This window comes from Paenibacillus sp. PK3_47, from assembly GCF_023520895.1.
Taxonomy (GTDB): Bacteria; Bacillota; Bacilli; order Paenibacillales; family Paenibacillaceae; genus Paenibacillus_AQ.
The window spans coordinates 2,260,689-2,273,085 of record NZ_CP026029.1 but is presented as its reverse complement, the minus strand read 5'-3'; the positions used below and the strand labels follow the sequence as shown (position 1 = coordinate 2,273,085).

The following is a 12,397-nucleotide window of genomic DNA, read 5'->3' as shown; positions in this document are numbered from 1 at the left end:
ACAAGTGAAAGCAGATAGTACGCTGCCGACGGTGCCGATTTTTGGCATCCGGGTATCCAAAGTCAATATGCAGGCTACGGTATCTTATCTAACAGAAGCTGTCCGTAACCGCGAACCTCACCAGGTCATTACAGCTAATCCGATAATGGTGATGGCCGCGCTGGAGAATCCGGGCTACATGGAGATTATGAAATCTGCAGAGCTGGTTGTTCCCGACGGGACCGGCGTCGTCTGGGCCGCAGAATATTGCCATGAGCCGGTGGCGGAACGGGTAGCCGGCTTTGATCTTTTACATGAATTGCTGCGTGTAGGAGAAACCTATAACTGGAGAGTATATTTGCTGGGATCCACTCCGGAAGTGATTCGGGAGACGGCTTCAAGGTTACAAAGTCAATATCCCGGAGTCGTTATTGCCGGCTATCATGACGGATTTTTCGGCCCGGATGCGGATGAGAAGATCATCGCCGGAATTTTGGAAGCTAAGCCTGACCTGCTGTTTGTAGCCAGAGGTGCGGACAGTCAGGAACCGTGGATTGCCAAATACAAATCCCGGCTCAATATACCTGTGATGATGGGCGTCGGAGGAAGCTTTGATGTAATATCGGGCAAGAGCCGCCGTGCACCTAAAGCGTTCCAAAAACTCCGTGCTGAATGGCTGTACCGCCTCCTTAAGGAGCCGACACGTTACAAAAGAATGCTTGCGCTGCCGAAATTCGCAGTAAAAGTGATGCGTGAGAAAGATAAAGTGACAAAAGACCATTAATTTGCGCATATTTACCGAAAAAATCGTGACAACAGCCTAAAAACGGAATTGGAATTTGTTTTGGGTTCAGCGTATAATTCAATGCGGTAGAGAAATGGGGGTCGACTGATCAAATGTTAATCATATACATCGCCGGATTTATTGTGTGCATGGGACTCGCACTTCTCTTGACGCCGCTGGTGAAGAAATTCGCTGTTAAGATTGGCGCAACCGATGTGCCGAATGCCCGCAAGGTGCATACCAGAATTATGCCCCGTATGGGCGGACTCGGTATTTTCCTGGCGTTTGTGTTAGGCCTGCTTGCCGTATTGCCGGTTATTCCTTACGAGTTCACTCCGCGGGAGGCCAATTTCATCAAAGCGCTGCTCTGCGGCGGCGGACTGATTGTTCTTATCGGGGGGCTGGATGACCGCTTCGAGCTTTCAGCAAAGGTAAAGCTGCTTGGCCAGATTGCCGCAGCCTGCATTGTCGTTTTTGGATTCGGCATTACTGTTGATTTCGTAAATATTCCTTTTAATAATACGTACTCCTCACTGGAAAGCTGGATTGCTGTTCCGCTCACGATCTTCTGGATTGTCGGTGTCACCAATGCCGTAAATCTGATTGACGGGCTGGACGGGCTTGCAGCCGGCGTATCCGGCATTGCGATTGCTACGATTGCTGTCATGGCTTTTCTGATGGGCAATACAATGGTTGCTCTCCTATGCCTGCTGCTGCTGGGCAGCATTGTAGGATTTCTGTTCTTTAACTTTCATCCGGCTAAAATCTTTATGGGTGATACCGGTTCGCTGTTCTTAGGATTTTGCCTTGCGCTGCTTGCGCTGCTTGGCTTTAAGCAGATTGCAGTTGTGTCCTTTATTACACCGCTCCTGATCATCGGTGTTCCTTTATCTGATACGTTCTTCGCAATCGTTCGCCGCAAGCTGCAGAAGAAACCGATTTTTGCGCCGGACAAAGGGCATCTGCATCATTGCCTGCGCGAGCTTGGATTCAGCCACCGCCAGACTGTTCTGATTATTTACGGAATTGCAGCATTCTTTGGGGTTCTGGCTGTTATCCAGACCTCAGCATCGCTGTATGAAGCTAACTGGGTTACTTTTGTAGTGATCTGTGTAATGCTCTTCTTCCTGCAGATCGGTGCTGAAATTACCGGTGTAATCAGCAAAACCAAACGTCCGATGATCGATTTCTTCCTGAGAATGCGCATGAAGGTGGATCCGGAGCGCAGTTCCAAATCTTAATAGGCTTCATAAATAAGCTATTTTTTTCCTTAATTAACAAAACTCATCCTTTTCAGGATGAGTTTTTTGCTGTTTCCCTAAAAATATACCAGAGACAAACCGATAAAGAACAAAGTGAAGGTTAAGAGAACTCAAACTCAAAGGAGAGATTATACACATGCAACGCTTTAAGAAGCCCTTCGTATGGCTGCTGCTCGCCGCTCTGGTCGTCTCTATGCTTCCAGGCAGGTATGTGCCCGTAGCAGCTGCAGCGAATGCTGTCACCACGACGTACTTTACTCCGGATGATCAGACATTGCGTTCGACGATTGCCTTAGACCCTAGTGCGACTTCAGGATCCGTTAATGCAATCAGCCGTGATAAAGTGTACTTAACGAGTAATGGCACACTTAATATAACCGGTGTCTATTCGCAGGTAACAGCCTCAACGATGAAGGTTGTTGTAGAGCAGCTGTCACAGGATAACTTAGGCAAGTGGGTAACCGATCCTACGCGTCTGACAACGGGTACGGTCACAGTAGATGCGAATAGTCCAGGCAACCGTTTTACAACCAGCGGAGTAACGTTGTACTCGGGTTATAATAAAGTTACCTTCTCCGGTATGCAGGGGAATTTGACGCGTTCGGAATCTTTTTATGTATTGTTTGACCGTGTGCCGTTTGTAACTTCACTGCAGGTGCTGGGCGGCCCTGCCGCGCTTAATTTAAATGAGGGAACACAGGTAGTTGTCCCTGTATCATCAATTACACTTCAAGGTAAAGTAGCCAATGCTACCAAGGTAACGGTTGCTCTGAACGGTGGAACAGCGCTTCAGACCTCGCTGCTTGAAGATGGTACTTTTTTCACACCGGCTTTGACTCTCCAACCAGGGCTGAGCACACTTCAAATTGTAGTACAGAACGCTTCCGACAAAATTACAATTGACCGGAATGTATACTTTTTTGATACAAATCAGCCTTACGCATCATTAGATCTGGTTCATGCCGGCACTAAATATTCAATCCTGGACAATACACCGACCTTGTCGGTTGAAAACACCTATAGAGCCGCTTTGTCCGGTCAAATTCTAGTTCCTTATAATACAGCACCATTCGCCGGAACATCAGGTGCCGGGAAAATGACGATTGATGCCAATACTACCAGCGAAGTGAAGATATCTTCGATCATCCCTGACGGTGAAGAGCTGATCATTCCTGGTCCTGACGGTGTTACACCTGCTTACAGGCTGGTCAAATTCACCACACCTGTAGAGGTTCCGATTGCTGAGGGAAGTAATGATTTCACTTTGACTGTAGAGTATGGAACATACACTTCTTCACTTGTAAAAACGTATTACTACGTCCCGGGTGAGACAGTGATAAATAATATTTACTATCTTCCTGATTATGCAGCGGGTGCTGATATGACTACAATATCCAAGCTTCCGCTAAACGGGCAGCAAATGGAAAAGGATAACTTTTATATCCTCGTTAAGAGTAATGTTGCTCCAAAAGGTGACTTGAGTGCGATGTATTTGCCTTTAAGTACAAAGGGTCTGGAGCTTAAACTAGTTACGAACGTTTCCACCACGGAGCGGGTATACCAGGTTACAGGCTTTTCCAATGGCCAGCAAAAGGTACAGTTTAAATACGGTACATCCAAATCGGTGTATATTGCCGACATTTCCTACGTATCGAAGAACTACATTTATGTAAGCAATCTGCAGGATGGACAGACCATTGAGTATAACTCCAATACTCAAAAGAGCATTACTGTATCAGGTGAATACATTGGATTTGAGAATATCAACAGTGCTCAATTCCAAATCAACGGTAAAGATAGTGCAACATGGGATACTGGCAGCACACCTCAGTTTGCTGTTAATGACAATAATAAAAAATTCAATGTAACCCTTAATATTTCTCAGCAAGGACCGCTTGTATACGGTGAAAATACCCTCACATTTACGGGGATTTCCAAAGATGCAGGCGGGAATGAACGTGTAATTACCAAGGAACTGCGCATCTATATTGTTGATACCAACGTATCTAACCTATCACAATTCCATCCGACGCTGGGAACGAACCGTCCGATGTTTGAAACGGATTCCCGGACAAACGAAACGAAGCGGAATACGATTCTGGCTTTACCGGCAGAAATTACTTTTAAAGATGATAAGTATATAACTACCCGGGACAATTATGATCTGGTGCTGCAAGGCGGAGGAGCCACAACTTTAAATCTATATAGTGGTTCTGACCTGATCTTTACTACTGCAGGAAATAATAATCTTTTGAAAGAAGATGCAAAAGATTATCATACTTCACCGGGAACCTACGGTTCATTATATTATGACTATGTAGGAACTACGAAGGACTTCCTCCTGCGTATCCGCGACCTTAAATTTGATGCGCCAGGAAGCCATGTGTACACATTGGAGCTCATCAACAAGACAGGTGCAAGAACGACCCAGCGGATTGAAGTTGTCCGTGAAGTACTTCCTTACCGCATTCTCGCTCCTGTGGCTACAGTCGGTGATCAGATTGTTGTTAACAAGAACTTTGTACGCTTTGATATTGAAGCAGAGGGTGCTTCGAAGGTCATTATTGATAAGTATGAGGCTGTTCCCCGTTCAGATAAGCCTAACCGTTTCACCTACGACTATGTAGGCCTGAAACCAGATAAAGCAACTTCTATTAAAATACAGATCGTCCGTGAAGATTCCACGTTGTCTGACACGGTAACGGTTTATTATGCAAGTGCTGTCCAGATTGATACGCAGTACATGGCAGAGAAGGTTGCAAACAAATATACTGTTTTCAACAAACAGCTGTCGCTGACCTTCCCTAAGGGTACACTGATGAAGGGCTATACTTCTTCCGGAGCGGCCAAATACTATCCTGACACGAAGCTGCTGTTCGGTATTGCCGATCCTGCCGACGGTGTTGTGGAACGCACTAATGATTACGGGAATATTATCAACGTCAGCCCTTATGATGAAAGATATGTAGGAGCCCAGAAACAGCTGGTTATCCTGCAGGAGCTTGTGCTCCGTTTTACATCAAGCGCAACGAACAACAATTTCTCCCGCGTGTCTGATATTTACTGGTTAAGCGGCGGACTTGGAGAAGTCGGCACTAAGGGAAGCAATAACTATGTACCGGCCACAAATGGTGTGGCTCCATATTCGACAGAAGGGAATTTCACACAGATCAGCCAGTCCCGCAAAATCCTCCCTTCGCAGCGCGGTGAACTGACGCTCAGCTTCAGCCCGAACGTTGTGGATGAGGTGGGCTCAACTGTAACGGTATTCCGCTATACTGATGCAGGGAAATGGGAGAACGTTGGCGGAGAAGTGGATACCAAAAATCATACGGTAACTGTTCCTTTCGATGAGTTTGGTTATTATACAGTAATGAAGCTTCGCCGCGGTTTCACAGATATTACGAACCATCCTTGGGCAAGAAATATCCTGAACGGATTGTATTCCAAAGGAATTATGACTAACCTGCGTTCAGATGCCTTTGGTGCTGATGATACAACTACCCGTGGTGAGTTTGCTACACTGCTGGTCAAAGGACTCAACATCCCGCTGGATTATGATGCTAACAAGCAGACGTTCTTTGATATTGTACCGGAAGCAGTTTCGACTACATGGAATTTCAAGAGCATTGAGACGGCTGCGAGAGCGGGGATTGTTACCGGCCTAAGCGACGGCTTCTTCGGCCCGGATCAGGCTCTGACAAGAGAGCAGGCGGCTGTAATGATCGCAAGGGCGCTGAAGCTGAAAATGAATGCGAATGACGCCAAGCTTGTAACAAGCCTCAGCAAGTCCTTTGTAGACTCCGGAAGCATGGACTTTTACTCCCGTCCTGCGATTGAGGCAGTATCGAAGGCCAAGATTATGGAAGGCAGTGCGGTAACCATTACCGGACAGACCAAGCCTGTATATAATTTTAACCCTAAGGGTAAGCTTACAAGAGCAGAGGCCGGCAAGATCGCTGTAGCACTTTTGCAGAAGAGCACCAGCATCTTCCCTAAAAACTTCAATTAAAATAAGCTGCAAAAGCCGGTCCGCGAAACTGATCGCGGGCCGGCTCTTTTGTAATAAAATTACATACAGTCCAGATTAACTTTGTAATCTGCAGCGATTTACGTTACAATAACTTAGAAAATAATATTTTCTGAAAGGTGAAAGCCATCGATGAAACCGATTTTATCAAAAGCACAGCTGGATTACACGAAAGCTAAGAACATGTTTGAGAATAGAGCAAAAGTGTTGGAGAAAGAAATCGCCGCTAAACGTGCGCTTATGGAAATTACCCAAGAGGTCATGGAGGAGCTTGTACAGGCTACAGGATTCCATGACGCCTACAATGAGCTTGTCATTGCTGAGAATGCCCTGATTGAATGGTCTCACTCTACAATTAAACATGAGAAGAACTATCGTGAGAACCGAGTGGCGATTGATGCCATGTATGAGAACGTGAATGCCAGTCCTGAGAAGCGTCAGGAACTGATTCAATTATCGATGAAGATCCGATAGTTCATATGTATAGAAGAAAAGCGCCGTAACCGGCGCTTTTTATTTTGTGCAGAGAAGTAATCCGCAAGTTTGAAACAGGATAAATCTGTTTATTAACTTAACAAATATTGCTTAATGACGATTGGAATGCTCTGTGCTATACTAACTTCCGTAGTCAACCATGATTAGCAATAGTTAGTAGAACATGCAGACATATGTAGTTCCAAGAATACTTAGGCAAAGAATTCAAAAGAAAAAAATTATTTTGGGTGAAGCGCAACTTTTTAGAAACTCCTGCGTTTAAGATGTAGAGTCACTTACACAGGGCAATAAGCATTATCCCAAAGGGTAAAAGCTTTGTCTTCTGGAAAAATTAGCTTTACGTGACTTGAGGCACATTGTATAATACTTAGGTAGAATTAGGAATCTAGTATTGTTGTGCCTGTAAACTGTTTACAAGTTTCTGTGATACCCGTCACAGACATCATTTATACTTACATGCTCAACTCGGGAAAGGGGGTGCATCGGCTAATGAGTAACATGAGCTACCCAACTAAAGAAAATACTAAGTTCATGAATGTCCAAGGAGGAGAAAAAAAGGTTATGAAGAAAATTTTATCCGTAGCATTATCTACAGCAATGGCATTCTCGATGTTTGCCTCTGTAGCATTTGGTGAAACTGCAACAACTCCACAAGCGAAATTCGACGCTTTGGCAGCTAAAGGTATCCTGAACGGCTACCCAGACGGTCAAGCTCACCTTGAAAAAGATCTGACTCGTGCTGAGTTCGCTAAGATCGTAACTAAACTGTTCAACCTTACTGAAGTAACAGGCAAGCTGACTTACAAAGACAAAGGTTACACAGCTACTAACTGGGCAGTTCCTTACATCGAAGCTGTTACTGCAGCTAACCTGATGCAAGGTAAAGATACTGTTAAAGGTATCTTCGACTACAACGGTAAAGTAACAGTTGAAGAAGTAGCGGCTGTATTGTTCCGCGCTTTGGATCTGGAACAACCTACTACAACTGATAACTCTGCATCTGTATGGGCTAAAGGCTATGCACAAGCAGTTATCAACGCTGGTCTGGTTGCTCAAAACACCAACTTCAAAGCTAACGCTACCCGCTCTTTGGTAGTAGAAACAGCTTATGCAGTTGACCAACTGAGTGCAGTTCCTACTCTGACTGTAGCTTCTGCTGAAGCAGTAAGCCCAACAAGCGTAGTAGTAACTTTCTCTGACAAAACAACTACAACTGTAACTTTGACAACTGCTCTGGTAGCAGGCGTTGAAACTACAATCAACTTCAAACACCTGGAAAAAGACTACACTGCAAAAGTAACTCTGCAAACGCCTAAGGTTGTTTCCGTAACAGCTCCAAACGCTAAGCAACTGGTTGTTAAATTCAACCGTGCAGTTGATGCTGAAACTATCGTTGAAAACAGCGCTGCTGGCGCATCGCTGATCGATGATGTTATTAAAGTAACTCGCGTTAACAGCGGTGACCAACTGGTTAATGCTAACAACGCTAATGTAGTTCTGGCTTCCGATGGTACAGAAGCTTGGATCACATTTGCTGGTAACGAGTATCTTAAAGGAACTTACACTGTTGTAGTTAATGACAGCGTGAAAACAACTGCTGGAGAAGCTATCCCTGCTTTCACTAACCTGGTGACTGTTGCTGATACTACTGCTCCAACTGTTGCGTCTGTATCTTCGGTTGCTAAGACAACAACTAACAAAGTATATGTTAAGTTGAGTGAGCCAGTTAAAACTGCTGGACTGATTGCGTATGTTAACGGTGCTCCTGCAAGTGTGAGCCGTGATACTTATGCGCCACTTGATGAAGTTACTTTGAACACTGGTTCTGCTTTAACTAGCGGTGCTACTTATGATATTTCCCTGACTAATCTGACTGATTATGCTGGAAATGTTGCTAACCCTAATCCAACTAAAGCTTCTGTTACTGTAACTGCTGACGCAGCTGCTCCTACAATCGTAAGTGCAACTGCACTTGGCGACAAGAAGGTTCAAATTGTATTCAACAAAAATGTTGACTTCAATTCTTTGGTAGGTAGTGTACGCCTGCTTGATCCTAACGGTGAAAGCAAAGGTGTATTCCAAATTAACGCTGGTGTAGATGGCAAGACATTTATCCTGAATTCTCCGCTGGCAGCTCTGCCTGACAACGGCACATTCACAGGAACAATTGTATTCGGAGCAAGTGTACGTGATACACTTGGCAACACTTTGGGTACTGCATTGTCCCAGCCTATCACCTTCACTAAGGATACAGTAGCTCCAACAGTAACTAGCGTAACTTACAAATCCGGAACTGGTATCACTATCAAGTTCTCTGAAGAAGTTACTTATGCTAATGTTTCTGGATTGACTTTGATCAATGACAGTACTGGTGTTGCTAATACTGCTCTGACTTACACTAGCCGTTCTAATGATGGCAAGTCTTTGACATTCAGTGTAAACGGAACTGTAACAGGAGCTCATACTCTTCGTCTGCCAGCTGGCTTGGTAGCTGATACTAGCTTTGCTAAGAACAAGTCTGCTGCAACTGTATTGCCTGTGACTGGAAGCACAGCTTCTTCGGATTCTGACAGACCTACAGTTGTGAGTGCAGTTTACCAGCCAGAAGTTGCTAATAGCGCTGATTATGTTATCCATGTAACTGTTTCTGATAACTCAGAGATTAGCACTAAGTCTCTCCAAGACAACAACAGCTATACTTTGAATGACACTGCACTTCCAGTAGGTTCTTATGTTACTATCTTGCCTAATGGCACTAATATCTTGAAAACTGCTGCGGTTCATATTCCTAAGTCCAGCATCAATGCTACTAAAGACTACAAGTTCACTGTAGCCGGCGTTGTTGACACTGCAGGAAATGGATTGGAAAATGCATTTGTAAAACAAATCAAACTGGGTGACAGAGTAAAACCTTCCCTGTCCACTGCTGTTGTTTCTGCTTCCGATTCCAACACATTGATCCTGACATTCTCCGAGGCAGTTAAGAATGCTCAATTGGATGATCTGGAGTTCAAGCTTAATGATGTTGTGGTAACACCAGCATCGTTCGATACTATCGGTAACGCTCCATTGGCTGATAAATACTATGTAACATTCAAAGATGCTGCAGGAAAAGTTATCGACCTTAACGGTAACACTGTTTACACTCTGAGTGTTAAAGTTAAAGACAATGTTGAGAATGGATTCCAAAACTCCATCACTGACGATGAAGGAAACAAAGTTAACACTGGTACTACTATCAACGTTAAGTAATCTCCGATTACTGCAATCAAGGATAGCCTCTTCGGAGGCTATCCTTTTTTTATAGCCATATTTCCTAATAAGGAGGCAACTAATGAAAACCGTATGGAAAGTATCCATGGCAACTGGACTGCTGGCTGGAGGCATCTGGGCTGGTTCACTGCTAAACGTAACAGCCGAAGGTGCAAGCGTCGGTTCGCAGCCAGGGACAGCAGATGATCCGGTGGTAACTAAGAGTTATGTAGATCAGCAAATACAGAAAGCACTTCAAGGCGGGACTTTAGCAACTCAAGCGCCTGCTGCAACTACAGCGCCAGCAGCTACCCCTGCTCCATCATCAGCGCCGGCAGCTAACAGCGATGAATCCGAAATTGTTGATGTTAAACCAGGCCAAACCTTAATTGCCGGAGCAGGCGCAGAATTTATTGTCCGGGCAGGTAAAGCAGTTATTTATTCTCAAGACGTCAACGGTGTCGCTGATCTAACTGATGGCGTTGATCTTGCTAACGGTGTTGCCGCACCAACCAATCATTTACTCTCTTTTCCACGTGATGGCCGCGGTATTACCGTGCAGGAAGGCCAAACCTTAGGTCTTGTCGTAATGGTTCGTGGAGCATATACATTAAAGTAGGATTCATATATCAATAAGGATGTCCCAATAATGAGGAAATCATACTCCGGCACACTTTGCCTCTAATGACAAACATTGAGCCGAGTGATGTGACTGTCAACCGAGCACAATACTTCCTGTGATCTTATAAATTTTCAGGAGGTGCTGGAACATGGCACGAAATAATCGCACAGTGGTACCGGAGAGCCGGGCCATGCTTAAACAAATGCAATATGAAATTGCTTCAGAGTTCGGTTTATATGGTGCTTCTTATGGCGGAGGGGCAGATACGGAATTTGCTTCCGAGCTGGGAGCCTTGGGTGGCTCAGGCGGATTTGGACAAAGACAATACCTTGGGCATCTGTCCTCCAGAGATAACGGATCAGTTGGCGGAGAAATTACTAAGAGGCTTGTGAAGCAGGCCGAGCAGTCTCTTTTCAGATAAGCTGCCTTTAATTGACACCATCCGGTAAATAAGTTAATATGGCTGTTGAGGAAAACCCTAAACCTTTTCCAATTGGAGAAGGTTTTTTTTAAGATATTTTTATTATTTCTCTAATATTTCTTATTATATTTGGCCTGTTATTCACCAAAGAATTAATTTCTATACAGTGTCAGATGATCTATAAAGGGAGGTTGATGTACATGTCTATAAAAGGACGTCATTTGTTTACTTCTGAGTCCGTAACGGAAGGGCATCCGGATAAGATCTGTGATCAGATTTCTGATGCGGTGCTTGATGCATTTTTGGCTAATGATCCGAATGCCCGTGTTGCCTGCGAGGTTGCTGTAGCAACAGGCCTTGTACTTGTAATCGGGGAAATCAGCACGAAATCGGAATACGTGGATATTCCGGCAATTGTCCGTAACACCATCAAAGAAATTGGCTATACACGTGCAAAATACGGTTTCGACTATAACACCTGTGCGGTGTTAAGCTCACTCAACGAACAGTCGGCAGACATCGCGCAAGGTGTAAATGCTGCATTGGAACATCGTGATCCTGCTCAAGTTGCTGAAGAAACTGCCAATATTGGCGCGGGCGACCAAGGTCTGATGTTCGGATTTGCTACGAACGAAACACCGGAGCTGATGCCGCTGCCAATTGCCTTGTCTCACCGCATTGCTCGCCGCTTGTCCGAGGTCCGCAAAAATGGGACTTTGGAGTATCTGCGTCCAGATGGTAAGACACAAGTTACGATCGAATATCAGGATGACAAGCCTGTCCGTGTGGATACAATCGTTGTATCGACCCAACATGCTGAGGAAATTTCACTCGAACAGATTCAGGCTGATATTAAAGAACATGTAATCCTGCCTGTAGTTCCAGCCGAATTGCTTGATGAAACCACTAAATACTTCATTAACCCGACAGGCCGTTTTGTTATTGGCGGTCCGCAAGGGGATGCCGGTCTGACCGGACGTAAGATCATTGTGGATACATATGGCGGATATGCCCGTCATGGAGGAGGCGCATTCTCCGGTAAAGATCCGACTAAAGTCGACCGTTCTGCTGCATATGCAGCCCGGTATGTTGCCAAGAATCTTGTAGCGGCAGGCCTTGCCGACAAGTGTGAGATTCAATTGGCATACGCCATTGGTGTGGCTAATCCTGTCTCGATTAATGTAGATACATACGGAACAGGTAAAATCAGCGAAGAGAAGTTAGCTGAGCTGATCAGCAGTAACTTTGATCTCCGCCCGGCTGGTATTATTTCCATGCTGGATCTTCGCAAACCGATCTACAGACAGACAGCTGCTTATGGCCATTTCGGACGTACAGATGTCGATCTTCCGTGGGAACGCGTAGACAAAGCCGAAATGCTTAAGGAGCAGGCTGGAATTTAATTATTCTACATTTAAAGGACAAGCCCGTAAGATAGCTCTCCCGATAGGGAGGCTAATCTTGCGGGCTTATTTGTGTTCATATAAAGAACCCAAATGGGTGAAATAAATCAAGGGCCGGAAACCTTTCTAAACTTTGGAAGCCTTTTAAC

The 12,397-nt window shown here is 44.9% G+C and carries 8 protein-coding genes; all 8 read left to right on the top strand.

All coding sequences use genetic code 11. The features are described from left to right. Nucleotides 1-4 precede the first annotated feature (4 nt). The 8 genes from C2I18_RS10225 to metK all read left to right on the top strand — a co-directional run bounded on the left by C2I18_RS10225 (nucleotide 5) and on the right by metK (nucleotide 12,248). Nucleotides 5-763, top strand: coding sequence for a WecB/TagA/CpsF family glycosyltransferase (locus tag C2I18_RS10225; protein WP_249901079.1), 759 nt, complete (start codon nucleotides 5-7; stop codon nucleotides 761-763). Between the two features lie 113 nt (nucleotides 764-876). After that, nucleotides 877-2,004 carry a glycosyltransferase family 4 protein gene (locus C2I18_RS10220; protein ID WP_249901078.1) on the top strand — a complete coding sequence of 376 codons (1,128 nt, stop codon included), beginning with the start codon at nucleotides 877-879 and terminating at the stop codon, nucleotides 2,002-2,004. 157 nt (nucleotides 2,005-2,161) lie between these two features. Further along, nucleotides 2,162-6,037: an S-layer homology domain-containing protein gene (locus tag C2I18_RS10215; RefSeq protein WP_249901077.1), complete on the top strand. Its 3,876-nt coding sequence runs from the start codon at nucleotides 2,162-2,164 to the stop codon at nucleotides 6,035-6,037. A gap of 150 nt (nucleotides 6,038-6,187) precedes the next feature. After that, nucleotides 6,188-6,529 (top strand): hypothetical protein, encoded by a 342-nt coding sequence (locus tag C2I18_RS10210; RefSeq protein ID WP_249901076.1) that lies wholly within the window; start codon nucleotides 6,188-6,190, stop codon nucleotides 6,527-6,529. 510 nt (nucleotides 6,530-7,039) lie between these two features. Continuing rightward, nucleotides 7,040-9,802 (top strand): autotransporter outer membrane beta-barrel domain-containing protein, encoded by a 2,763-nt coding sequence (locus C2I18_RS10205; RefSeq protein ID WP_249901075.1) that lies wholly within the window; start codon nucleotides 7,040-7,042, stop codon nucleotides 9,800-9,802. Nucleotides 9,803-9,884: 82 nt separating this feature from the next. Continuing rightward, nucleotides 9,885-10,421, top strand: coding sequence for a hypothetical protein (locus C2I18_RS10200; RefSeq protein ID WP_249901074.1), 537 nt, complete (start codon nucleotides 9,885-9,887; stop codon nucleotides 10,419-10,421). Between the two features lie 151 nt (nucleotides 10,422-10,572). Beyond that, nucleotides 10,573-10,845: an alpha/beta-type small acid-soluble spore protein gene (locus C2I18_RS10195; protein ID WP_249901073.1), complete on the top strand. Its 273-nt coding sequence runs from the start codon at nucleotides 10,573-10,575 to the stop codon at nucleotides 10,843-10,845. Between the two features lie 200 nt (nucleotides 10,846-11,045). After that, nucleotides 11,046-12,248 carry a methionine adenosyltransferase gene (gene metK, locus C2I18_RS10190; RefSeq protein ID WP_249901072.1) on the top strand — a complete coding sequence of 401 codons (1,203 nt, stop codon included), beginning with the start codon at nucleotides 11,046-11,048 and terminating at the stop codon, nucleotides 12,246-12,248. The last annotated feature ends 149 nt before the right edge of the window (nucleotides 12,249-12,397 follow it).

What these genes read in the sequence shown, in the direction of transcription:
- C2I18_RS10220 (WP_249901078.1), top strand. Translation starts at nt 877, where the DNA reads ATGTTAATCATATACATCGCCGGATTTATTGTGTGCATGGGACTCGCA.
- C2I18_RS10215 (WP_249901077.1), top strand. Translation starts at nt 2,162, where the DNA reads ATGCAACGCTTTAAGAAGCCCTTCGTATGGCTGCTGCTCGCCGCTCTG.
- C2I18_RS10210 (WP_249901076.1), top strand. Translation starts at nt 6,188, where the DNA reads ATGAAACCGATTTTATCAAAAGCACAGCTGGATTACACGAAAGCTAAG.
- C2I18_RS10205 (WP_249901075.1), top strand. Translation starts at nt 7,040, where the DNA reads ATGAGTAACATGAGCTACCCAACTAAAGAAAATACTAAGTTCATGAAT.
- C2I18_RS10200 (WP_249901074.1), top strand. Translation starts at nt 9,885, where the DNA reads ATGAAAACCGTATGGAAAGTATCCATGGCAACTGGACTGCTGGCTGGA.
- C2I18_RS10195 (WP_249901073.1), top strand. Translation starts at nt 10,573, where the DNA reads ATGGCACGAAATAATCGCACAGTGGTACCGGAGAGCCGGGCCATGCTT.
- metK (WP_249901072.1), top strand. Translation starts at nt 11,046, where the DNA reads ATGTCTATAAAAGGACGTCATTTGTTTACTTCTGAGTCCGTAACGGAA.